The following is a 23,186-nucleotide window of genomic DNA, read 5'->3' on the forward strand; positions in this document are numbered from 1 at the left end:
CGCTCCCTCAGTCTTCCTCAACCAGGACAAAATCCACGGTTTTCAGCATTTTATCCGCATCTGCCACACGGACACGGACCTTCTGCCCAAGACGGAAGATCTTTCCTGTTATGTCGCCCCGCAGTTCATATGCATCCTGGTCAAATACATAATAGTCATCTCGTAATGTATTGATATGGATCAGTCCTTCTACGGTATTCGGAAGCTCCACATAAAGTCCCCATCCTGTAACGCCGGAGATGATCCCCTCATACTCCTCACCGAGATGATAAGACATATACTCTGCTTTCTTCAGCTTATCGGATTCTCTTTCCGCTTCGTCTGCACGCCGTTCGCACACACTGGACTGGCGTGCCACTTCATCCAGGATCTCCTTGTAATGCTCGGTACGTCCTTCCCTTACCAGTCTGCCTCTCAGACGGTCATGGATGATCCTGTGGATCTGAAGATCCGGATATCTTCGGATCGGAGAAGTAAAGTGGCAGTAATACTTCGCTGCAAGTCCGAAATGTCCGCTGCATTCCGTAGTATATTTTGCCTGTTTCATGGTACGCAAGGTCAGGCGGCTGATCTGTGCCTCATTGGGCATTCCCTCAATACTTTCCAGGATCTCCTGGATCTCACCAGGCGTGATCTCCTGTCCGGATTTCTGTATGTTGACTCCTTCATTATGAAGAAGCATCAAAAGACTTTCAATCTTTTCCGGATCCGGATTTTCATGCGTTCTGTATACAAAGGGATAATCTCCGGTGCAGTATTCCTGTGCCACGGTTTCATTGGCAAGAAGCATAAAATCTTCAATGATCCTGGTTGCCACATTGGCCTCATAAGGCTGCACATCAATAGCTCTTCCTGCAGCATTCAGGATGATCTTACTCTCCGGAAAATCAAAATCAATGGAACCTCTTGTATGCCGACGGCTGCGCAGGATCCCGGAAAGCTCTTTCATCAGGAAAAACATGGGGATCAGAGCTTCATAGCGTTTCTTCGCCACCTCGTCGGTATCTTCCAGAATATTTTTCACATCTGTGTAACACATACGCTCATCTACACGGATCACGGTTTCTGCGATCTTATGGGAAATCACCTTTCCTTTTTCATTAACATCCATCAGACAGCTTAAGGTCAGACGGTCCTGTCCCTGGTTCAGAGAACAGATACCGTTGGAAAGCCGCTCCGGGAGCATGGGAATGACACGGTCTGCAAGATAGACGGAAGTTCCGCGCTTCAGTGCCTCTCTGTCAAGGGCACTGCCGCCCTGAACATAGTTGCTCACGTCTGCGATGTGCACACCCAGATGGTAGATTCCATCCTCCTTTGTCAGGGAAATGGCATCATCCAAATCCTTTGCATCCTCACCGTCAATGGTAACTGTAACAAGATTTCTGAGATCCAGTCTTCCATCCAGATCCGCTTCCTGTACATGATCCGACACACGGTCAGCCTGACGAAGTACTTTGTCAGGAAATACACTTGGTATGTTAAAGCTCTTCACAATAGCAAGGATATCTGTTCCAGGTGAACGTAAGTTTCCCAGCACCTCTGTGATCTTTCCTTCCGGCTTCCGGTTTCTGGAGCCGTAATCTGTGATCTCTGCAACTACCTTGTCTCCGTCCTTTGCTCCCATGGAGTTTTTTCTGGAAATAAAGATATCTTTAGAAAATTTGGGGTTATCACTGATCACAAAGCCATAATCACGGCTGCTCTGGTATGTTCCCACGATCGAAGGCATTCCCCTTTCCAGAACCTTCAGCACAACGCCTTCCTGACGTTTTCCCTCTTTATGTCCGTTCCGTACAAGGATCTGCACCTTATCCTGATGCATGGCGCTTCCCGTGTCATTTTCCGGAATAAAAATATCCTGTTCCTGACCCTCCACTTCCACAAAGCCAAAGCCCTTGTAATGGCCAATAAAAGTCCCCTCCATGAGGGTTCCGTCCTTCTCGGAGAAACGATATTCCTCATGATTCTTCTCTCTGCGTTCTCTTCCCTTACGGCCACGCTCCGGCTTTTCTGCCTTCAGAGCTTCTTTATTCTTTCGTCTGTCTCTGCGCTTGCCGGAAACCTTGCTGTATCTTCCTTTATTATCTACTTCAGCCTTGCCCTGGGCGCAAAGCTCGTCCAGCACGTCAAAAAGCTCTTTTTTCTCACTCTTATCCAGCTGAAGAAGAGATGCGATCTCACGCAGGCGCATGGGCTTATACAGCGGATCTCCCAGAAGCTCCATTATAAACTTTTTTCTTTTTTCAAAATTTTTCGATCTTTTCACATTTTCTCCTGTTTCATATCTATATTTCATTTTTACCCTGTTATCATTCTGGAGGAAGGCTCACCCGTGCCCCTGTATCAACGCAAAAACACTCCTGCTGATTAACAAAAGAAGTCCCCATCCGAGTTTCTTCTGCATGCTAACGCAGCAAGAGTGTTACCAACCTCTGTTCTGCCCCTGACAGATCAGATAATGTTCAGTACAATTGACAGTACAAAGAAAATAACTCCCATGATAATGGTACCTCTTACAAGACCACCTTCCATGGAACGGCCCTTATTCTTACCCCAGTAAGTATCAGCTACTCCGGCGATAGAGCCAAGACCCTGCTGCTTGCCCTCCTGCATCAGTACGACAACAGTCAGAGCGATACAATCTATTGCATAAATTACAGTCAGAATAATCTTCAAAATGTTCACGCGGTTACACCTCCTAATCAACTAGAGGTTATTTTACCATAGCTAAACCGGGATTTCAACCATTTTCCGTTTATTTTATGCAGGGCTTTTTCTGAGATTTTTTTGCAAAAGGATCTTTATATCTTCCAAGAGCTCCGAGCTGTTCGTGGATCCGCAGAAGCTGATTATACTTGGCGTTCCGGTCCGAACGGCAGGGTGCGCCTGTTTTGATCTGTCCCGCCCCACAGGCAACTGCCAGATCTGCGATAAAGGAATCCTCTGTTTCCCCGGACCTGTGAGAGATCACTGCACGATACCCGGCATGCTGAGCCATCTCCACCGCATCCAGAGTTTCCGTGAGAGTTCCGATCTGGTTTACCTTGATAAGGATAGCATTGGCAACATCAAGTCCGATGCCACAGTGCAGCCGTTTGATATTGGTGACAAACAGATCGTCACCTACCAGTTGGATCTTTTTCCCCAGGTGTTCCGTCAGATATTTCCAGCCTTCCCAGTCATCCTCCCAGAGACCGTCTTCAATGGAAACAATGGGAAATTTTTCCACCAATTTTTCATAATACGCTGTCATCTCACCGGCATCCCGGTAGATCTTTTCTCCTTTCATGCGGCTCTCCCCAGGGAAAAAGTACACACCCTTTTCCTCATCATAAAGCTCGCTGGAGGCTGCATCAATGGCAATGGTGATCTCTTCTCCTGGCTTATATCCTGCTTTTTCTATGGCATGAACGATCAGGGTAAGCACTTCCTCCGAATCAGAAAGATCCGGAGCAAAGCCGCCTTCATCTCCAACTGCTGTGGAGAGTCCTTTTTCCCGGAGAAGAAGCTTTAAGTGCTGGTAGACTTCCGCACACATGCGGATACCCTTTTCCAGACAGCAAGCTCCTGTTGGCATGATCATAAACTCCTGAAGATCTACCGTATTGTCCGCATGCTTTCCCCCGTTTAAAATATTCATCATCGGCACAGGGAGCTGCAGGGTATGACAGCCGCCCAGATACTGATAAAGAGGAAGCCGAAGGGCCCCGGCTGCTGCACGGGCTGCTGCCAGAGATACTGCCAGCGTGGCATTGGCTCCTGCGCTGCTTTTGTTCTCCGTTCCGTCGGTTTCGATCAGAAGATGATCGATCCATGCCTGGTTCAGGGCATTCTCTCCGATAATGGCATCTGCCAGACGTGTATTGATATTTTCCACTGCTTTTTTCACACTCTGGCCCAGATATTCCTCCCGGTTTCCGTCCCGCAGCTCCACAGCCTCAAATTTACCTGTGGATGCTCCGGACGGCACCATGGCTCTTCCTGTGTATCCGTTAATCCCCACGATTCCTTCACCCACAGTCACTTCCGTTTCCACCGTAGGATTCCCCCTGGAATCAAGGACCTGTCTTGCATGAACTTTTCGAACAGGCAGATAACGTAGCATAAGTTTTTCCCTCCTTGAAAATAATAATACTGTTTATGATCTCCTGCACTTTCTGATTTTTTTCTTATGTTTATGAGGGTAGCTTGTCCGAAAAGGGTTGGGTCTATACGTGTTCTGTTGATAAGGACGAGGATATTACACTAATTTACGTATACGGTAAATGCTTACTATAAAAAAGCACAGGACAAAGTCAGTACCACCAGCTTTGCTGGTGGTACTGACTTAGGTTGTTGTGTCCATATTTACTTTTCAAAACCACCTCTTACGATGGTTTATTTGTCATGCCCTTTATTCTTTGGCTGTCCTCTACTTATTTGTTTCAAACTTCTTCTCTTATTTCTATTAACTCACTTATGCAGCGTTTGAAATTTTCCGAAAAACACCTACATTATAAATTCCCGTATCAAAAGTTTCTATTTTATTACCATTGCTATCAAACAAAGTACATTCTGTATAATTTCCATACTCATCCTTCTGTCTGTCAGCAGTAATATATGCACCATCTTCAGATATTTCACAACTATCATAGCTACATGGGACTATTAATTCTCCATTCGAACCAAGCATTCCGTAATTTGCCCCATCATAAACTCCCACTATATCCGGCACTGTATATGAAAGCATATATTTCTGATATTCTGTGTTAACTACCTCGCCTGACTTTAAGATCAACATACCATGTTTTTTCTCTTCGTTATTGCCAGCAATATACTTCTCATTTACTTCATGATTATCATGAGTTTCTGAAAACAGATATTCACCATTTGAATCAATAACATTCCAGTTCTCATTAATCCCTACTTCATAAAGATTTGAATCCATCTGCCAACACTCATCTGCATTTGTAAGAAAACGCTCATTTCCATAAATGTCTACTATAAAAACAGCATTATCTTTCATTGCATAGGTCTCATTATCATACGAAAAATTCCCTAATTCATCATATTGACATGGTACTTCCAGATTACCTTCCAAATCTATAGCGCCATAATATCCTTCAGAATTTTCAACAACTAAACGATTCATTCCACATTGTGAATTTATATCATAATATTCCATTGGCACAATAGTTTCTCCATATTCATTTATAATCTCAGCACCATGCCCTTCCTGAAAATCATACTCTGCTATCAGCAGATACTCTCCATTTACTTTCACTAAATTATCAGTAGAATCCTCCCACACTTTATAAATATCTGAATATTCTGCTTCACAAATCCACTCGTAATTTTCATCTATAATTCCATACATTCCCGTTTCAGACTCACAAGCAATAAAATATCCAGAATCACCTATATTATATATACTGCTATACTCTGGAGACATCATAATGTTTCCATTCTTATCCATAACTCCTGAATATTGCTCATCATAATCAAATGGATACGGAAGTCTGGTTATAGTTCTATATCCATAATTATCACAAGTAGAACCAATTGAACTGTTAATATAGCTATAGTCTAAAGGAATAATCTCTTCTCCCTCTGTATTTACCAATCCATAAATCGTATAATATTCACTTGCATCTGAATCTGTCTGCATTCCAACTACCGCATATCCATCCTGATCAAATTCATATGCTGAATCATATTTACATTCAATAACTACATCTCCATCTGTGTTTATATAGCCCCACTTTCCTTCATTATTCATAAAAGGAGCCACATATACACCAGAACTCTTCTTTTCAGCAGATATGTCTTTATCCACTTGTCTATTTTCTTCTTTCTGTGCTATTGCTTCACCTTGATCTTTCCCAGAGTTTTTATCTTTAAAAAGCATAAATACTCCGGCCAGACATGCACAAATAACTGATATAAGTATTACGATTGCTATTATTCTTCCCAGATCATTTTTCTTTTTCTCTGATATCACCGGCAACTCTGCTCTGCACCATGTACAAAATCTTGCCTCATCTATATTTTCTTTCCCACACTTCGGACATTTCTTCATACGCACCTCTCTATCTCAGTTTACTCTTTTTCCACATTGTCCACAGAATTGCATTCCTTTTACTACTGCTCCACAATACGGGCAGAATTGATTTATCTGCGTTTTTTTGTCTTGTGAAATTTCAGATTTATCTTCTGTTTTTTTGTCTTGAGATTTACCTATTGTTGGAATTTCTTTCTCCATATTAACTTGTGCTTTTTCCACAAATATCGGATTATTCCCACAAGAAGACATCTGCAGACTATTTCGACTCTTTTCTTTTAAATCCAACAACTTTTCACATTCATTGTTTAATACATTGACTTCAGATTCTAACATATGTATATTTTTTTCTAACTCTCTGCATCTTTCTCTATATTCTGTATCATTCATACTACTTATCCCTTCTTTCCTTTCCGCAAAGCGGGCATTTATTATTTTTATTGGAATACACCTGTCCACAGCAGCACTGATGGTTTTTCCCGATATTTTTTTCCATACACATCACCATATTCGAATTCGCGAATCTTGCACTACGCAGTTCATCAACAGAATAATCACTGTATGCTGAAAAGCCACTTCCTTTTTCCACATGTTTCTTCTGACTTTTATATATGTTATAAACTAAAATGTTTACTCTTGCACTTGCAATGCCATCCAGATCATATCCCGCATCCTGCAATTGGAATCTTGCGAAATTTTGTCCTTTTTTCTCAAATAGTGCATTTTGGACAAACGTATTAACAGTGCCATCGTATCTTACTAACTGAATATCTACTATAAATTCCTCAATACCTGCCCATTCAAATTCCGCATACGTCAATTCAAGTATTAATTTATCATTTTCTTTTCTGATTTTAAGAGTTTTCATTCGAACCGGCAGAACTGGATCATAATTCATCACTTCAAATTCGAAGTTTGATTTATTCTTTGTCTCTGCTTCTGTATCACTTTTATAAAATACAATCACACAAATCAAAGCGATTCCTGCAAGCAACATCAGCCAAACGCCAACCTGCGTATTAATTGAAATCCATCTCCAGTCATCTTCTTCCATACTAATTTTATACAATAAGATAGCCACTGATACTACAATTCCGCTGATACCTGCTATCGTTCCACTTACCTCAGATTCCCTTTTTTGTAAGACCTGTGCTATAAAATAGCCATTAATAAACAGCATTACAAAACCAAACATAATAATAAATACAAATACTCTTAACACTTCTGGTGTTGAGTTCGTCCAATCTTCAAATTTTGAAATATCGTTCAATAGATCAAAAATACCTGCGCAACTTATTGTTTGACCTTGAAACAGATCCGCATAATATAAACTCACCCATGGCATGAATCCTGAAATAAATTCCAAAACAGCAATACATGCTGCTATATACCATTTGACGTCCATTTTAGAATTCTCAATTTTTATAACTGGCATATTCGGTGCCGTTTTATTTCGTTCACAACTCGGAATCTCTTTTTGTATAATCTTGCTGTAATTATCAATTTTCAGTCCCAAACTCTTTTTCTTTTTTAATAAATTTTCTTTTTGATATTCCAGATGTTTTTGTTTTTGTAATTTTTTATTTATATCAGTTTGATATTTCTTTTGAGTATCATCATCTAACCCATATATAGCTGATTCTCTACTTTCACTCTTCACATTCTCATTTATAATGTTTCCACAGAACGGACAAAACGAACCACCTTGAGACACTTCTTTTCCACATTGTGAACACCTTTTAACTTTTGTCATTTTCTCTTCCCCTTTATCATTTATTTAAAAATCTCTCAACTACATAATTTAGCATCAGACATGCCAAACAAAATATCCGTCATATCACAAATCCCGTTATATTCAAAACTAAGCTCTCTGATTCCGCTTACATCTATATCAAAATCGATCCGACAATTATCTGCATTTAACTCTGAATTATCATATATTACATTTCCATCGCCTATTAATCTTATATGTGCAAATCCATCTTGAATCTGATCTGCAGGAAAATACCAGGTTCCCGTAAGTCTTGAATAATTTTCCCCTAAATACCACGCATCGCACGTACTGTATTCTTCTGTACCAAACGGATCAGTGACAAAAGAATACTCTATTGCATTTCCATAAGTATTTCCCTGAATATCCATTCCAGCCGTTTGCTCATTTCTCCAAGAACAGTTTGTTTCCAATAAAGGCATCAAATTTAACGACTGTTTTTCTGGTGTCTCCAATTTAGCAAGCTCAATCTCATTTAATTCATTACCATTTTTTACTACAATGTTTCCTTTTTCCGTTGCTATTGCCAAATCGCATTTCGTTGCCTCCGTAATCATACTTCCATAAAAATCCATAACCGCATAATAATTTTGTCCATCAGTACCTTCCATATTTAAAAGAACGAGATATTTTTCTCCACATATACTTACTTTTAATGTATCAGTCCACCCATGCCAGAACTTATCAGCATAATCCGGATGGTAAATGTCGTAAACTTCTGCAGCAACAACATCATATATATAAAACTCTTCCCCATCATAAATATAAACAACCTGCTTTCCATCCGCATATACAAACTCAAAATCATCCGGGCTCAATATTTTATCCTCGGTAATAAAATCAGTAATACCGGTATTTTGGTAATTTCCATCTTCGTCGATTTCATAAATTCCATACAATTGATCTCCATAGGATTCTCTGGCTCCGCTCACCGCACATCCATTATAAAAATGAAGATCATTAAAATTAACATTTATATCCAATTTCAAAAATTTCTGCGTCTTAGTATTTAATAACGTAGTGGTCTCTCCATCCGACAAAGCGAATATTCCATCTCCTGCATAATAGGATGATTTCAAATATTCATCATAGGCCTGATATTCTACAGTCCACATTCTCTCAACACAGTTATACACACCTAAATATATTCCTTCTGATGAAAAACCATTTTTTTCATTTCTTACCAGAACTAAACTATCTCCCTCTACCAGAATATCCGTAAATTCGATTTGTTGATCTTTTAGAATCTGATACGTCGAAGATCCATAAACATTAAAAACTCCCAAAAAAATTCCTGTCATTATCAAACATATTTGTACTATTCTTTTCATATTTATATCCATTCCTTTCGCTTCACTCAGACAAAAAACGTTATGAAAATGTTTTCCTGAGTTTTTTTCTTTATAATTCTTCTTATAGGGATCTCGGTATACTGTAAATCACGGGGAGGTGAGTGGGCTGTCCGGCTTGCCGGATGACCGTATTTTTATATGTGTAGTCCGCCTTTTCAAGCACAAATAAGTGTGACTTTGAACACGTAATCTTATCTTTGTATAAACAATCTCGTTTATGGCTTAGGCGTTCAGTCAATGCCGTTACTCCCTATAATTCTCTGAACCTCACGGTTCCGAAAGGAATCCCTATGACTTTAAAAATCGTGTACAAAATCTGCTGTGGCATTGATATCCACAAGACTTTTGTAGTTGCCTGTATTGCTTCTACTAACAATAAAGGCATCACTTCTTATATGGTACGTACAATTATACCTACTATGTGCTAAACTTTGATTATCCATGGATACCTCCGTTGTCTTTTATGTGGTTTGCTAGACCCACATTCTAATTTGATACTACATTTATCGCTCCTTGTGTCCACGAGTCTCCCCAGTTCTGCTGAGGGTTTGAGATTGTTTCAATCAATACTTTTTGTGTAACTGCAATGAAGCAGTCTAAGAGTGTAAAGTATATAAAAGTGAACACTCTTATGAGCGAAATGGAACAGGCACGTATCAAATCCACAAATCTGGATTACCTGAATAAGCTGACCAAGCTGGATCTTCTTGTGATCGATGATTTTGGCCTTATGGATCTCAATCTTGATAAATGCCGGGATCTTTTTGAAATCCTTGACACCAGGGATAGAAGAAAATCAACTGTAGTCATCTCACAGTTTCCAGTCAGTACATGGTTTGATATGTTTGCTGATAATACCTACGCTGATGCGTGCCTTACACGAATCACAGATAAACATCATACATATCGTCTGGAGATGAACGGTATAAATATGCGTGAAACAGAATGATATCATCTAGCGGTACTTCGTACCGTTAAAAATGGAATAGCCGTTCCGCAGTAGCGGAACTGGCATTCCGTTTGAGCGTAATTTGCACCTCTTCCCTATTTTACTGTGATTATTACTTTTACATTTTCATATGTTTTTTTCTGTTACTTGTAGTATTTCTATAATATTTCAAAGTGCTTGTTTGTTTAATCCATTTATCTGTTATCTGTTTCCATTTTTTTAATGAAATTTTTTTCTTGTTATATAAACATTTGTATTGTACATTTCCATTTTTTACTCCATTTACATACGCACCGCATATTACCTGTTTTACTTTTTTATTCTTTGTCAAGGTATAATACCAATATTCAACATTTCCACATCCACCCCAAGATGCATGCAAACGCTTTGTTATACAATTATAGCTTATTCCTGACATAGGACTCCCAATCTCACCTGCATATCTCAGTTTTCCCCGTGTATAAGTATATGCATATGCTTTGATCGGTGAATTTCCAACTCGCTCTCTTCCATCGGTAACAAGAAGTTCTTTCAAGCCATCTTTATCAATATCCCATAATGTAAAATATCTGTATCTCCTTTGCGTCAGAAATTTTCGATATGCCTCTTGAGCTTTTCTCTTCGTCGAAGAAGAAACCTTTGCCTGAACGATATATGCACTAAAATTCAGTGATGAAGTTTCTACAGTTGTTAAAGTGAATATACTTAGTAATATTATAATAAAATACTTTTTAATCTTTCTCATCATATCCCTCCCTTAATCATCATCTTGTTTTCGTAGAACGAACTATACCTCTCTCATCGGATTTCCGGCGTGTCATTGCAATAATTTTGCAAGGAGCTCCAAATATATTACACTCTATGGTTTCAAAACTATTCGAATCAATTACTCTTGTTACAACTCCATAGTGTGGTGTTTTATCTGTACTCAAATCCACATAATCTCCTTCTTTTTCTACATTCACTCCAAATCTATATCCGTTCCCGTAAGATTTTCAAGAAGTTGTACATTTTTAACTGGATTATCCCCTAAGCTTAATTTCTCAAGATTTTTTAAATTCATTAATGGTTCTACGTCTTCTATCAGATTCCCTTCCAGTTTTAACACCCTAAGTTTGCAGAGTTTTCTGAGTGCAGATATATTCTTTATTTGATTCCCGTATAATATGAGTTCTTCCAGGTTTGTCATTTTCTCCAAAGCATCGATGTTTTTGATATTATTATTAGGCAGCCTTAGTTCTTCCATATTAGTCAGTTCTTTTAATGCCTGTAAATCTTCGAACTCCGCACCCTGAATGATCAGACTTTTTAATGCAGTCAGATTTTTCAAACGATCAAGGGAATCTATGGAATATCCATCCAACTTCAGGTTTTCTAATTTAGTCAATTCTCCTAATGCAGTATTATCATCAACTATGCATTCATTCAGACATAATTCACGAAGATAAGGAAATTTCTTTAAATCCTCTAATGTAGAAAATTCCTGCAATGCAAGTATTTCACACATATCATTCCCTGAATTGTAAACGTATTCTTCTGTCTTATCTTTCCAATCCAACTTCACTACATACTGCGAATCGATACTGATGCCTGTTATTCCTTCAATATCTGCATATGTGACTTCTTCTTTTTTCAAAGCATTGCAAATTGACTCACCAAAGTTTTCATCTTCCCATTGAACATTCAATGTACCTTCATTAGTATCCTGTACTGCTGCTTCTGTCTTATTTGTTGAAATAACTATTGAAAGTAAAAAAACATCCAACAAAAGCTCTTGATTTTTCTTATATTTTCTCTCTCATTTCTAGTCAAACGGATATTCGCAATCCGCTTCGCTACTTGTTCATAACCGGATAACTGCCTCGCAGTTTATCAGAAGGAGCCTGCCCTCCTCCTGATACAAGCAAGTCTCCGCCCACTGCTTATTTATTTTCGCAATTGAAACAGTGAGCTTACTTGATTCGGTTAAAGTATCTACATTTTAATCCTTGTTACTGCAGAATTATTACTGTATACCTTTTTACCATCAATTGTTTTGTAAGCACGAACAATATAATAATAGTTCTTTCTGCGTTTCAATCCTTTATCTATGTAATAATTTCTCCTTCTCGTTATTGTTGCAACCTTCTTATAACTGCCTCCATAATTCTTTCTAAATAACTCATATCCCGTAACATTTCCAAGATTTTTCCATATTATTTTAGCTTTTGTGGAAGAAACTTTTCGTATTTTAGTTATCTTTGCAGAATTTAAAAGTTTTCCCTGGACTGTTAATGAATACGGATGTTTTTCTGAATTAGAATTATAAAGTTCCGTTAGACGAATATAATATTCTCCTGCATTACAAGTACTCCGCAGAATTGTACTATTCTGATTTTTAGATCTGTTATATAACCAATCGTTACTATCCCTCATATAATTTCCTCTGCTATTATATAACGACATTGAAACACCTTGGGTTCCTTTCATAGTTACTGTAATAGTGATATTCATTTTTACCGGGGCCTTAAAATAAAAGTACTCTTCATAGCTATCCCATGGATCCATGAGAGTCGGGGGCTGATTATTCCGTGCCACTCCTTTGATCGTACTATTGATTTTTACCTTCTTTGCACTCTCCATCCAGCTGTAACTGTCAGCATGTACCGGCGTTCCAGAAACCATAAGCAGACTAACTACCATTACTACTAGTACAATAAAACTACATTTTCTTTTCATCCTTGAATACATAAAATCGCTCCTTCCTTTTCTCAATTTACTCTCTTACCACATTGTCCACAGAATCTGAGACACCTCTTCCACATTGCAAACATCTTTTTATTTTATCCATTTTCTCATTCCCCTCCCCTAAATTTTGTAACTTTAATTTTACCATACTTTTTTCTTTTTTTTAGTCATTTGCATAAACAGACATAGTAAAGTACATAATTAACCATTTACTATTTCTACAAGCATCAGTTTTTTAAATTTTTCATTTGTCATAGATTTTTTACTTGAATTTTTACTATCAATTGAAAAATTGTGTTATAATACTTTCAAAATCACTTATTTCAAGGAGAGATTTCTATGCTGAAACTCGCAATATGTGAAGATAATGACATTCAATGCAGACAAATTCATACATTATCCTGTTCTTCTCTTGAAATTCCAGTCGAAATTGATACCTTTTCTTCGGCCACTGATTTTCTCAATCAAATATCCAATGAACAATGCCCTTATCATATTATTCTCATGGATATTGAACTTGGATCTGAATCTGTGTCTGGAATCAAACTTGCTCAGAGAATCAATTTATTAAATCCGAATACACAGATAATTTTTATCAGCCAATATCTGCAATATGCATCTTCTGTTTATGAAACAGATCATATTTATTTTGTTTATAAACAGCAAATGGAAGAATATCTTCCTAAAGCACTTTCTGCTTCCTGCCGCAAACTGAATAAACTCCGTCAACAGTATTTTTGTTTTAATTATCAGTCCCGAGATTACCGTCTCCTTCGATCCGATATTTTTTATATGGAGCGAAAACTACGAAATACTGAAATACATACCAAATCGCAGATTTACTATTGTCGTGAAAAAATTCCGATTCTTATCGAACAATTAAAACCTGATTTTTGTATATGTCATAAAAGTTTTGCGGTCAACATAAATACCATACATACTTTCAGCCATGCTGGCATTGAACTTTCTGATGGAACCCATATTCCTGTAAGCCGAAACTATTACCAGGCAACTAAAGATGCCTTTGCACAATTGTTACTCCAAAATTCAAGTGAGGTTCTGTAATGTTAAAAAACCTGTTATTTGCAATGCTTATTGCTGCATATCATTCAACTATGCCTGTATATTGTTTCATGCAGCTTTTTCCCAGACGAATAAGTTCAAAAGCGAAAGCTTTTGTCCATATTTTAGTTTGTTTTGTTTTACTGTCTTCTTTTCATATGATCAAAGTATATGGGCACAATAACGAAATGACGATGTTAACACAAATAGTCATGTTTCTGAATCTTTTTTCTTTATTCAGAGGCTCCTTTAAAAAAAAGCTGATAGCTTACTTTATCATTCTTTTTACCAGTATATTAACTGAACTTCTGGCACTGAATATTTACATACAAATTTACAACCGGTTTATTCACCAGCATACATATACTGCAATAAATATTTATTCTCTATGCACTTTCCATGAAAAGCTGATCATACAATTGCTCATTTTTTCTTTTGCTTATCTATTTTATAAAAATGTTTTCTCTCTTTTACGGGAATGTATAAATTATCTGAAGTTTACTTTACTGCTGTTTATTATTCTTCCTATTTTCCTGCCCATGATTGCAACAGAATTCCTACAGCATTATAAATTCAGCAACCAGTTTATTCCTGTTATTTTATATATCACTTGCTGCTGTATAAGTTTTCTGTTATTTATACATGGTCTTAAATCCTTAGAACAAGAGCAGATAAATTTCAAACAGAATCTCCATAAAATGGAATTACTGAAAAAACAAATGGAAGTATCAGAAGAAATGAAACAAGAATACATTAAAATCCGCAAATGGAATCATGATATAGAAAACCATCTGTTTTCGTTAGCTTATCTTATAGATATGAAAAAAACAGATGCAGCAGAAAAATATTGTAATTCTGTGTTAAGCAATAACATAGACCATAATAATCATACATCAGTCTGTAAATCACTCAATCAGGAGGATTCCATATTATGACTTTTAAACAAAAAATAATTTTTATTATATCTTTAGCTTTTTTTCAAATATTTTATCTTCTGTCTACTTATACCGGACAATATTTGAATTCATTTTTTTTACTGACCTGTCTGACTGCAACTATCTTATGTTACAATTTATATCAGCTTTTAATGCAACTTTTTACAAGCGAAAAAGTAGAAGCAGAGCTTAATCTGTTAAAAAAGCAACAACTTTTAAACTCTGAACATCTGCTATTAATGAATCAACAGGAAGCCACCTCACTTAAAGCCCAGAAACAATTTTCAAAAAATCTCCAGTCAATACAAAAACTTCTGCATGAAAATGATTGCGAAAATGCACAGAAACTCGTTTACGAGGTCCTTGAAGCTTTCCAGCGTGACCGCTTTCATCCTTATTGCGAAGATAATCTTATTCTTGCCTTTCTGGAATCCAAACGACTGTTTGCTCAGCATTTAGGTATCCATACAGACTACAAGATTTTTCTTCCTGAAAAATCAAATATTCAGTCCTCAGATTTATGCAGTGTTTTATTTAACATATTAGATAATGCTATTGAAGCATGCCGTTCTTCTGAATCTGCGGAACCATATCTTTCCCTGTCCTTGACAACCTCTAAAGGATTTATTTCTATCCTGGTTAAAAATAGTAAAAATCCGCAAACAGTATTTGATCATACTACTACAAAAAAAGATTCTTTTAATCACGGATTAGGACTTTCTATTATTGAAGATATCTGCCACAAGTATGACGGAAGCTGGCAATGGCATGACTATGGAAATACTTTTGAATCTGTCATTCTTTTGCGCTATTAATAAAACATCTATTTATTTTTCCTGTATTGTTGACGCTTTAATATTATCTGATTATTTTGCATGTATGGCTGTTATTATATTTCTTTTTTAATTTATTTTTATTGTTTTTAAAATTTAGTGTTGACATTTTCCATTTTATCTGTTATAGTTTAACCATCAAATAAAACAAACGGAAAACAAAAAACTAAATCAAAAAGGAGCGTGAACCCACCGAAAACATAACTTACTTCCCATAATCTAAGAAAGAGAGGTACAGTCCACCAGAAGATTTAAAGATTTTCCATCATAATTAAAACAAGGAGGTACGGACCACCGAGAACGTAAATTTTAATTCCGTATAAGTTTTAAATCTAAGAAATGAGAGGTATATTCCATTGGATAATGAAAATTAAAAGAGTCATCGGCAGAAGAAATCAATCGCTGATGACTCTTATTTTTTGCTTATTTTGACCTTTGTCTCACAGACATGATCTCATGATCTTCTGCTTTCATATCTTCTTCTTCGTGTTCATAAACATATTAATAACTCCATTTTCTCTGAGGTTCCCATGAAACAAAAACACATCTACCGTCTTATTTTTTTCTTTGTCATGGCTTTTGCTCTTGGCAGTCTTGTAGGAAAGATCTATTCTCATTTTACTTCCGACCCACGATCCGATCCGAATTCTGCCAAAAACAGCCAGACCTCTTCTGCTTCTATGACATTCCAAAATGAAAACTGGGGGCTCGGTTTTCAGGAAGAAGGCAAACGGCCCACAGGAAATGCTTCTATGGAAGAATTAAAAAAATACAATGCCTGGTATGCAGCCGATAGCGATGAGAAAAAAATCTATCTTACCTTTGACGCAGGCTATGACAATGGAAATATGCCTGCCATTCTGAATGCCTTACATAAGCATCAGGTACATGCCACATTTTTTGTTGTGGGGACTCTGATCCGTGAAAAACCGGAACTGATCCGTGAGATCGTAGATGCAGGCCATACCATAGGCAACCACACCATGACACACCCGGATATGTCCGGCATCTCTACAAAGGAAGCCTTTCAGAAGCAGCTTGAGGATGTGGAGGTTCTTTATAAGGAAGCCACCGGAAAAGAAATGACAAAATTTTATCGCCCGCCCCAGGGCATTTACAGCGTGGAAAATTTAGAGATGGCAAAAGAGATGGGATACCACACCTTTTTCTGGAGTCTGGCTTATGTGGACTGGTATCAGGATAAGCAGCCTTCGAAAGAAGAAGCTTTTGAAAAGCTTCTGGGACGGATCCATCCGGGTGCCATCGTGCTGCTGCACAGCACCTCTTCCACCAATGCTTCCATTCTGGATGAGCTGCTGACAAAATGGGAAGAGATGGGATATACCTTCGGAACATTAGAAGAACTTGTGGCATCGGGATCCGCCTGAAAAAAAGCGCACATGATCCATGCATCCTCAGTGCCATCGACACGGATCTTCCCACTTTTGGATTTTCCAGATAAGCACACAAAAAATCTGCCCCGGGACTATGTTCTCATATGTCCCGGGACAGATTTTTCTGTGCTATTGATTTTAGAAGGTGTTCTTCTTATTTAATTGTCTTATTTACTGGACAGCCTTGAATGCCTCATCAAGATCCTGGATGATATCATCGATATTCTCAGTTCCGATGGAAAGACGGATCGTGTTTGGCTTGATTCCCTGATCAAGAAGCTCTTCCTCTGTGCACTGGCTGTGTGTTGTAGTAGCCGGATGGATAACAAGGGATTTCACATCTGCAACGTTTGCAAGAAGTGAGAACAGCTCAAGGTTATCAATGAAATCCTTTGCCTTCTGTGCATCTCCCTTAATCTCGAATGTAAAGATGGAACCGCCGCCGTTAGGGAAATATTTCTTATAAAGCTCCTGCTGGCTTGGATCTGTGGATACAGACGGATGATGAACCTTCTCTACCTGCGGATGATCATTCAGATACTGTACAACCTTCAGTGCGTTCTCAACATGACGCTCTACACGGAGAGACAGTGTCTCAAGTCCCTGAAGGAAGATAAAGGAGCTCACCGGAGAAATTGTTGCTCCTGTGTCACGAAGAAGGATCGCACGGATCTTTGTAACAAATGCGGCCGGTCCGCATGCTTTTGTGAAGCTTACGCCATGATAGCTTGGGTTTGGCTCTGTAAGAGATGCAAATTTGCCGGATGCCTCCCAGTCGAACTTACCACTCTCTACGATCACACCACCAATAGTAGTTCCGTGGCCACCGATGAATTTTGTTGCGGAATGAACAACGATATCTGCGCCGTACTCGATCGGTCTTACGAGGTATGGTGTTGCAAATGTATTATCTACAACAAGCGGAATTTTATGTTTGTGAGCAATTTTTGCAAGAGCCTCAATATCTACAACATCAGAATTTGGATTTCCAAGAGTCTCAATATAAACAGCTTTTGTGTTCTCCCGGATCGCATTCTCCACTTCCTCGAGATTGAATACATCAACAAATGTTGTTGTGATTCCGTATGCCGGAAGCGTATGCTCCAGAAGGTTTGTTGTACCGCCGTAAATATTTTTGGCTGCTACAATGTGATCTCCCTGCTGTGCAAGGTTCTCGATCGTGTATGTGATAGCTGCTGCACCGGATGCTACTGCAAGTGCTGCGGAGCCACCCTCAAGTGCTGCGATCCTCTTCTCAAATACGTCCTCTGTCGGGTTTGTAAGACGTCCGTAAATGTTACCGGCATCTGCAAGTCCGAAACGTGCTGCTGCATGATCGCAGTTGCGGAATACATAGGAAGATGTCTGGTAGATTGGTACTGCTCTTGCATCTGTAACCGGATCCGGCTGTTCCTGTCCTACGTGAAGCTGTAATGTCTCAAATTTGAATTTTCTCTGATCTCTTGTAATTTTGCTCATGTGTTTGTCCTCTTTTCTTTTATTCTTATATTCGGTAAAATAGTAATTTCTTATCTTATGATCATCTGCTTATCAGCGACAACAACACATTCGCTTTTCTTCGATAAACACCCTTGTTGACTTCTGTAAAACCTTCATGATTTCCTCCTGATCATCACGTTGCTCACCTTGTTTTGTGTGCTCCGTTTTTTGATGATGCAATCATATCACCCTTTTCCTAGTATGTCAATGGGGTTTATCTATTTAGGTTCTCACCTTTATTTATGACTGGCTATAGATTTTATTTATAACGCCACCGCCTACAACCTCATCTCCGTCATACATCACCACAGCCTGACCTTTTGTGATGGCTCTCTGCGGTTCATCAAATTTCACATGAAGGATGCCATCCGGTGTCTGCCATGCAGTGGCAGGCTGCTCTTTGTGACGGTAACGGATCTTGGCAGTCACTCTTTTCGGCTCAGCTAAGCTGTCCACAGAGATCAGATTTACACTGTCTGCCTCCAGTTCACTACTGAAAAGATCTGCGTTGTCCCCGAGAACTACCGTATTGGTCTTCGGAGAGATCTCACAGACATAAAGACGGCTGGCCGCCGGAATGCCAAGGCCGCGGCGCTGGCCGATCGTGTAATGGATGATTCCCTTATGGCGTCCGATATAGTTTCCCTCTTTATCTACAAAATCACCTTCCGGTGTTTTTTTGCCTGTGTACTTCTCAATAAATTTCGCATAGTCGCCGTCCGGCACAAAGCAGATATCCTGACTGTCATGCTTTCTGGCATTGATAAAGCCATGTTTTTCGGCAATGACACGAACCTGGTCCTTCCGGAGACCTCCAAGCGGAAGCTTTACATGTGCCAGCTGTTCCTGGGTCAGCATATAGAGAACGTATGACTGATCCTTTGTATCGTCCACTGCTTTTTTCAGAAGGTAGCGGTCCCGTTTCTCATCGTACTCCACTCTTGCATAATGTCCGGTTACAATATAATCGTAGCCAATCTCCTGCATGCGGTGAAACATTTTATCAAATTTCAGATATCGGTTACAGTCGATACATGGATTAGGGGTGCAGCCGTTTTCGTAGGCATCTACAAACCTGTCCATAACCTCTGTATGGAAATCTGCGGTAAAATTAAACACATAGTAAGGCATATCCATCTGATAGGCTACGCTTCTGGCATCCTCAACATCGTCCAGGGAACAGCAGGTCTTTTCCCTGTGGACACCGATATCTTCGTTGTTGTAAAGTTTCATGGTAGCGCCGATGCACTCGTCACCGGATTCCTTTGTCAAAAGAGCTGCCACGGAGCTGTCTACACCGCCGCTCATTGCTATGATCGCTTTTTTCATTTATATCTTAACCTTTCCTGATGATTGATGATTTCTCAGCTTTGCAGCCTGTATTCTCTTACGGTTACTGCAATTTCGCATTTATTATAATATGGCAGTTATTCTTTGTCCACGATTTTTCACCCGGAACCTTTGCTTTGCTTCTTTCCTGCAGGCTCTCTTTGGTATATAATAGAAAATATTTTTCAGAAAAGGATGTGACTATATGAAACTTTCCCTGTTTTCCACGCTGCGGGGTTACCGTAAAGAATATCTTCCCAAAGATATTTTCTCCGGCATCATCATAGCAGCTGTTTCCATCCCTATTTCCATGGGATATGCCCAGATTTCCGGGATCCCGGCGGTATACGGACTGTACGGTTCTGTTCTGCCGATCCTTTTGTTTGCTCTATTTTCCACTTCAAGACAGTTTATCTTCGGAGTTGATGCGGCACCTGCTGCCATTGTAGGTGGTGCACTGTCTACTCTTGGCATTGCTGCAGAGTCAGAAGCTGCCATGGATTATGTTCCTGCCATCGCACTTTTTGCAGGTCTGTGGCTGTTTATCTTCTTTCTGCTTCACGCAGATAAGATCGTGGACTTTATCTCCACACCTGTTATGGGCGGTTTTATCAGCGGTATCGCAGTTACCATCATCCTGATGCAGATCCCGAAACTTATGGGAAGTCCTGCAGGATCCGGAGAGCTCCTGGAACTGGCAGAGCATATCTTCGCTGCTGCCAAAAATATCAGCTGGCTTTCCCTCTTCATGGGGCTTGGTGCTCTGGTGCTGATCCGCACATTTAAAAAGCTGGCGCCGAAATTCCCCATGGCTATCGTTATTATGGCTCTGGGTGTTCTTTCCACCGTTGTTTTTCATGTGGACGAAAAAGGCGTAGTCCTCCTGCAGTCTGTAGAACGTGGACTTCCCTCCCTGGTGATCCCGGATTTCGGAAATGTTGATCTGACCCAGGCGGCAGGCCGCGGTCTTATGGTTGCTGTTGTCATTATGGCAGAAACTCTTCTTGCAGAGAATACCTTTGCGTTCCGCAATGATTATAAGCTGAACGACCGTCAGGAAATCCTGGCCTGTGCCGCCGGAAATATTGCTGCCGCCGCAGTAGGCTGCTGCCCGGTAAATGGCAGTATCTCCCGCACCTCCCTCAATGAACAGTACGGTGGAAAATCTCAGGCGGTTTCCATCACTGCCGGGATCACCATGGCTCTGATCCTTCTTTTCGGCACCGGTTTTATCGGATATCTTCCGGTTCCTGTACTGACAGCCATTGTGATCTCTGCTCTGATGGATGTGGTGGAAACCCATCTGGCTGTACGTCTTTTCAAAGTAAGCCGTACAGAATTCTACATCTTCATGGCTGCCGGTTTCAGTGTGCTCTGTCTTGGAACCATTTATGGGGTTATCATTGGTATCCTGCTCTCTTTCGTAGCTGTGATCCTGAAGGCCACCAACCCGCCGCGCTCCTTCCGTGGTATGATCCCTGGAAGAGATGCTTATTTTGATCTGTCCAAAAACCGTTTCGCCTACCCTATTAAGGGCGTTGTGATCTACCGTTTCAGTGAAAACCTGTTTTTTGCAAATATAAAGATTTTTCAGGAAGATATTGAAAACAGCATCCAAAAAGACACCAGGGTAGTGATCGTAGATGCCAGTGCTATCAACAGCATTGATGTCACAGCAGCAGACCGCCTGGATGCCATCTCCGCAAGCCTGAAAAAACGTGGGATCCGTTTTTACCTCACAGAGCATTCCACCCAGATCAATGACCAGCTGCGTCAGTTCGGCATCGGTCATATGATCAAGGACGGTATGGTCCGCCGTACCATTCTTGCTGCTCTGCATGACGCAGGGATCGAAGCCCCTTATGAACTGGATGTTCCAAAGGAAGACGAGACAAAGCTTCTGCGCCGCAGTATCGCTTTTCTTCCGGCAGAGGAAGAAAATACCCTGGAAGAGTTCGCCTGGGCTTTTGGTGATGATGCAGTAAAAGAGATCGAAGAATCTGTCCATCACATTATTGAACAGCTGCATCAGATCCCGGATATCCAACGTCTCTCCGAAGAAGGTCTGGAAGAGCTTCTGGATAACTGGCATGGGCTGGGTGTTCTGGATGAGGATGAACTGCTTCGAAGAATTGAATTACATATGGATGAGCTGCCTGAGGAATTAACTTCCGACCGGAAACTGATCCTTCATCTTCTAGAAAAGCGCCGTGGCAAGCTGAAAGAAAAAATCCTTGCCGAGCATCCGGAAGTCCTAGAACGGCTGGAACAGCGCCGGAAAAAGCTGGAAGAACGGCTGGAAAAGCAGAATCCGGAAGCTGTTCAGAAATGGAAGCACTGGAAGGAAGAGCATCTCAAAGACTGATTTCTGCATACATCCCCTTTCCAGGTCCATGATCAGATTGCAGGGTTTCCTGCATATTTCTCACAGATATTGATAAAATCCTGCATCACGGCAGAAGGCCTGCGATCCTTTTTCCAGGCAAGAAGGATCCTGGTCTTCAGCTTCTCTTCTTCAATGATGCGGATCGGAAGATCTGTACAGAGATCTTCCATGGATCTTGGAAAAACGGCGGTTGCAAGACCTTCCTGCACCCAGAGCATGGCGTCTCTGGGATCATCGCAGACACAGAAAATATCCGGCTGGAGATTTTTTTCTCCAAAGGCTTTCATCAGAAATTCTTCGTACCGCCGGTAAATAATGAGAGGGCATCCGGTCAGCTCTTTAAGGCTGATGCCCTCTTTTTTTGTCTCATTTTCCGGGATCTCCGGAGGAAGGACCGCGATCATGGGTTCCTCATCCAGTTCCAGATAATTTAAACCTTCCAGCTTGATAGGTGTACGCACTACCGAAACATCAATGATCCCATCCATCAGATAATTCAGAAGTGTAAAGGTGATCGCATCCCTTACCTCAAAGTTTACATCACAATTTTCCCTGGAAAATCTGGAAATATAAGGCATAATGGTGGTCACTGTGGTTGGCGTGATCCCGATACGTAAAACCTGTTTTTTCCCTGCTTTGGATACTTCCAGTTCTGTGGAACGAACGTAGCTCAAAATGTTCTCTGTCCTGTCATAAAGAAGCTTTCCTGCTTCTGTCAGTGTCACGCCTGCCCTGGTCCGCTCAAAAAGCTTCACCTTCAGCTCTGCCTCCAGCTGCTTGATCTGATAGCTCAGCGGCGGCTGGGACATGTTCAGTCTCCTTGCGGCTTCATTGATGCTTCCTGTTGCTGCGATCTCATGAAAATATTCCAGCTGTCTGATTTCCATATATAAATCCTTCTTTCT

General features: G+C 39.9%; 20 protein-coding genes. 7 read left to right on the forward strand and 13 right to left on the reverse strand.

The features are described 5' to 3' along the window. Nucleotides 1-7: 7 nt before the first annotated feature. The 7 genes from rnr to BN3261_RS12170 form a co-directional block, all read right to left on the reverse strand. Nucleotides 8-2,299: a ribonuclease R gene (gene rnr, locus BN3261_RS12140; RefSeq protein WP_059086371.1), complete on the reverse strand. Its 2,292-nt coding sequence runs from the start codon at nt 2,297-2,299 to the stop codon at nt 8-10. A 155-nt stretch (nt 2,300-2,454) separates the two neighbouring features. Beyond that, on the reverse strand, nt 2,455-2,688 hold the full coding sequence (gene secG, locus BN3261_RS12145) for a preprotein translocase subunit SecG (protein ID WP_021652956.1): 234 nt from the start codon (nt 2,686-2,688) through the stop codon (nt 2,455-2,457). Nucleotides 2,689-2,758: 70 nt separating this feature from the next. After that, entirely contained in the window at nt 2,759-4,108 is a 1,350-nt protein-coding gene (gene eno / locus BN3261_RS12150) for a phosphopyruvate hydratase (RefSeq protein ID WP_059086372.1), read from the reverse strand. Nucleotides 4,109-4,459: 351 nt separating this feature from the next. Next, nucleotides 4,460-6,061 carry a WG repeat-containing protein gene (locus BN3261_RS12155; protein ID WP_059086373.1) on the reverse strand — a complete coding sequence of 534 codons (1,602 nt, stop codon included), beginning with the start codon at nt 6,059-6,061 and terminating at the stop codon, nt 4,460-4,462. A 15-nt stretch (nt 6,062-6,076) separates the two neighbouring features. Further along, complete coding sequence (locus BN3261_RS12160; protein WP_059086374.1) at nt 6,077-6,433, reverse strand: hypothetical protein; 357 nt, start codon at nt 6,431-6,433, stop codon at nt 6,077-6,079. A gap of 1 nt (nt 6,434) precedes the next feature. After that, nucleotides 6,435-7,796 (reverse strand): zinc ribbon domain-containing protein, encoded by a 1,362-nt coding sequence (locus BN3261_RS12165; RefSeq protein WP_059086375.1) that lies wholly within the window; start codon nt 7,794-7,796, stop codon nt 6,435-6,437. A 35-nt stretch (nt 7,797-7,831) separates the two neighbouring features. Then, nucleotides 7,832-9,145: a hypothetical protein gene (locus BN3261_RS12170; protein ID WP_059086376.1), complete on the reverse strand. Its 1,314-nt coding sequence runs from the start codon at nt 9,143-9,145 to the stop codon at nt 7,832-7,834. A gap of 311 nt (nt 9,146-9,456) precedes the next feature. Here BN3261_RS12170 and BN3261_RS17755 point away from each other — a divergent pair, with 311 nt between their 5' ends. Further along, the gene (locus BN3261_RS17755) at nt 9,457-9,594 is read left to right on the forward strand and encodes a hypothetical protein (RefSeq protein WP_173739664.1); all 138 of its coding nucleotides are present in this window, start codon (nt 9,457-9,459) and stop codon (nt 9,592-9,594) included. 134 nt (nt 9,595-9,728) lie between these two features. Continuing rightward, a complete protein-coding gene (locus BN3261_RS12175) occupies nt 9,729-10,115 on the forward strand; it encodes an ATP-binding protein (protein ID WP_265191075.1) in 387 nt (128 codons plus the stop codon). Nucleotides 10,116-10,233: 118 nt separating this feature from the next. On the opposite strand, the gene BN3261_RS12180 is transcribed toward BN3261_RS12175, so the two are convergent. From BN3261_RS12180 to BN3261_RS12190, 3 genes are all read right to left on the reverse strand, one after another. Then, on the reverse strand, nt 10,234-10,860 hold the full coding sequence (locus BN3261_RS12180; RefSeq protein WP_059086378.1) for a hypothetical protein: 627 nt from the start codon (nt 10,858-10,860) through the stop codon (nt 10,234-10,236). Nucleotides 10,861-11,076: 216 nt separating this feature from the next. Beyond that, the gene (locus BN3261_RS12185) at nt 11,077-11,880 is read right to left on the reverse strand and encodes a leucine-rich repeat domain-containing protein (RefSeq protein WP_059086379.1); all 804 of its coding nucleotides are present in this window, start codon (nt 11,878-11,880) and stop codon (nt 11,077-11,079) included. 209 nt (nt 11,881-12,089) lie between these two features. Continuing rightward, nucleotides 12,090-12,845 (reverse strand): fibronectin type III domain-containing protein, encoded by a 756-nt coding sequence (locus BN3261_RS12190; RefSeq protein ID WP_059086380.1) that lies wholly within the window; start codon nt 12,843-12,845, stop codon nt 12,090-12,092. Between the two features lie 336 nt (nt 12,846-13,181). Between BN3261_RS12190 and BN3261_RS12195 the strand changes: the two genes are divergently transcribed. From BN3261_RS12195 to BN3261_RS12210, 4 genes are all read left to right on the forward strand, one after another. Beyond that, the gene (locus BN3261_RS12195) at nt 13,182-13,907 is read left to right on the forward strand and encodes a LytR/AlgR family response regulator transcription factor (RefSeq protein ID WP_059086381.1); all 726 of its coding nucleotides are present in this window, start codon (nt 13,182-13,184) and stop codon (nt 13,905-13,907) included. Beyond that, nucleotides 13,907-14,839 carry a hypothetical protein gene (locus BN3261_RS12200; protein ID WP_059086382.1) on the forward strand — a complete coding sequence of 311 codons (933 nt, stop codon included), beginning with the start codon at nt 13,907-13,909 and terminating at the stop codon, nt 14,837-14,839. The genes BN3261_RS12195 and BN3261_RS12200 overlap by 1 nt, the downstream gene beginning before the upstream one ends. After that, on the forward strand, nt 14,836-15,654 hold the full coding sequence (locus BN3261_RS12205; RefSeq protein WP_059086383.1) for a sensor histidine kinase: 819 nt from the start codon (nt 14,836-14,838) through the stop codon (nt 15,652-15,654). Before BN3261_RS12200 ends, BN3261_RS12205 begins: the two co-directional genes overlap by 4 nt. A 548-nt stretch (nt 15,655-16,202) precedes the next feature. After that, on the forward strand, nt 16,203-17,060 hold the full coding sequence (locus BN3261_RS12210; RefSeq protein ID WP_059086384.1) for a polysaccharide deacetylase family protein: 858 nt from the start codon (nt 16,203-16,205) through the stop codon (nt 17,058-17,060). Nucleotides 17,061-17,237: 177 nt separating this feature from the next. On the opposite strand, the gene BN3261_RS12215 is transcribed toward BN3261_RS12210, so the two are convergent. Both BN3261_RS12215 and mnmA read right to left on the reverse strand, forming a co-directional pair. After that, nucleotides 17,238-18,545, reverse strand: a complete 1,308-nt coding sequence (locus BN3261_RS12215; protein WP_059086385.1) for an O-acetylhomoserine aminocarboxypropyltransferase/cysteine synthase family protein — start codon at nt 18,543-18,545, stop codon at nt 17,238-17,240. Between the two features lie 261 nt (nt 18,546-18,806). Continuing rightward, the gene (gene mnmA / locus BN3261_RS12220) at nt 18,807-19,895 is read right to left on the reverse strand and encodes a tRNA 2-thiouridine(34) synthase MnmA (RefSeq protein WP_059086386.1); all 1,089 of its coding nucleotides are present in this window, start codon (nt 19,893-19,895) and stop codon (nt 18,807-18,809) included. Between the two features lie 205 nt (nt 19,896-20,100). Here mnmA and BN3261_RS12225 point away from each other — a divergent pair, with 205 nt between their 5' ends. After that, nucleotides 20,101-22,260, forward strand: coding sequence for a SulP family inorganic anion transporter (locus tag BN3261_RS12225; protein ID WP_059086387.1), 2,160 nt, complete (start codon nt 20,101-20,103; stop codon nt 22,258-22,260). Nucleotides 22,261-22,292: 32 nt separating this feature from the next. Here BN3261_RS12225 and BN3261_RS12230 read toward each other — a convergent pair whose 3' ends face one another. Beyond that, the gene (locus BN3261_RS12230; protein ID WP_021652963.1) at nt 22,293-23,168 is read right to left on the reverse strand and encodes a LysR family transcriptional regulator; all 876 of its coding nucleotides are present in this window, start codon (nt 23,166-23,168) and stop codon (nt 22,293-22,295) included. Nucleotides 23,169-23,186: the final 18 nt, after the last annotated feature.

It is taken from the genome of Blautia massiliensis (ex Durand et al. 2017) (assembly GCF_001487165.1).
GTDB lineage: Bacteria > Bacillota > Clostridia > Lachnospirales > Lachnospiraceae > Blautia_A > Blautia_A fusiformis.

Bases quoted from the DNA above. Each gene is read 5' to 3' on its own strand.
- BN3261_RS12195 (WP_059086381.1), top strand. From the start codon at position 13,182: ATGCTGAAACTCGCAATATGTGAAGATAATGACATTCAATGCAGACAA.
- BN3261_RS12205 (WP_059086383.1), top strand. From the start codon at position 14,836: ATGACTTTTAAACAAAAAATAATTTTTATTATATCTTTAGCTTTTTTT.
- rnr (WP_059086371.1), bottom strand. From the start codon at position 2,299: ATGAAATATAGATATGAAACAGGAGAAAATGTGAAAAGATCGAAAAAT.
- BN3261_RS12215 (WP_059086385.1), bottom strand. From the start codon at position 18,545: ATGAGCAAAATTACAAGAGATCAGAGAAAATTCAAATTTGAGACATTA.
- BN3261_RS12190 (WP_059086380.1), bottom strand. From the start codon at position 12,845: ATGTATTCAAGGATGAAAAGAAAATGTAGTTTTATTGTACTAGTAGTA.
- BN3261_RS12160 (WP_059086374.1), bottom strand. From the start codon at position 6,433: ATGAATGATACAGAATATAGAGAAAGATGCAGAGAGTTAGAAAAAAAT.
- BN3261_RS17755 (WP_173739664.1), top strand. From the start codon at position 9,457: ATGACTTTAAAAATCGTGTACAAAATCTGCTGTGGCATTGATATCCAC.
- BN3261_RS12170 (WP_059086376.1), bottom strand. From the start codon at position 9,145: ATGAAAAGAATAGTACAAATATGTTTGATAATGACAGGAATTTTTTTG.
- BN3261_RS12180 (WP_059086378.1), bottom strand. From the start codon at position 10,860: ATGAGAAAGATTAAAAAGTATTTTATTATAATATTACTAAGTATATTC.
- BN3261_RS12200 (WP_059086382.1), top strand. From the start codon at position 13,907: ATGTTAAAAAACCTGTTATTTGCAATGCTTATTGCTGCATATCATTCA.
- mnmA (WP_059086386.1), bottom strand. From the start codon at position 19,895: ATGAAAAAAGCGATCATAGCAATGAGCGGCGGTGTAGACAGCTCCGTG.
- BN3261_RS12155 (WP_059086373.1), bottom strand. From the start codon at position 6,061: ATGAAGAAATGTCCGAAGTGTGGGAAAGAAAATATAGATGAGGCAAGA.
- BN3261_RS12225 (WP_059086387.1), top strand. From the start codon at position 20,101: ATGAAACTTTCCCTGTTTTCCACGCTGCGGGGTTACCGTAAAGAATAT.
- BN3261_RS12230 (WP_021652963.1), bottom strand. From the start codon at position 23,168: ATGGAAATCAGACAGCTGGAATATTTTCATGAGATCGCAGCAACAGGA.
- BN3261_RS12210 (WP_059086384.1), top strand. From the start codon at position 16,203: ATGAAACAAAAACACATCTACCGTCTTATTTTTTTCTTTGTCATGGCT.
- BN3261_RS12165 (WP_059086375.1), bottom strand. From the start codon at position 7,796: ATGACAAAAGTTAAAAGGTGTTCACAATGTGGAAAAGAAGTGTCTCAA.
- eno (WP_059086372.1), bottom strand. From the start codon at position 4,108: ATGCTACGTTATCTGCCTGTTCGAAAAGTTCATGCAAGACAGGTCCTT.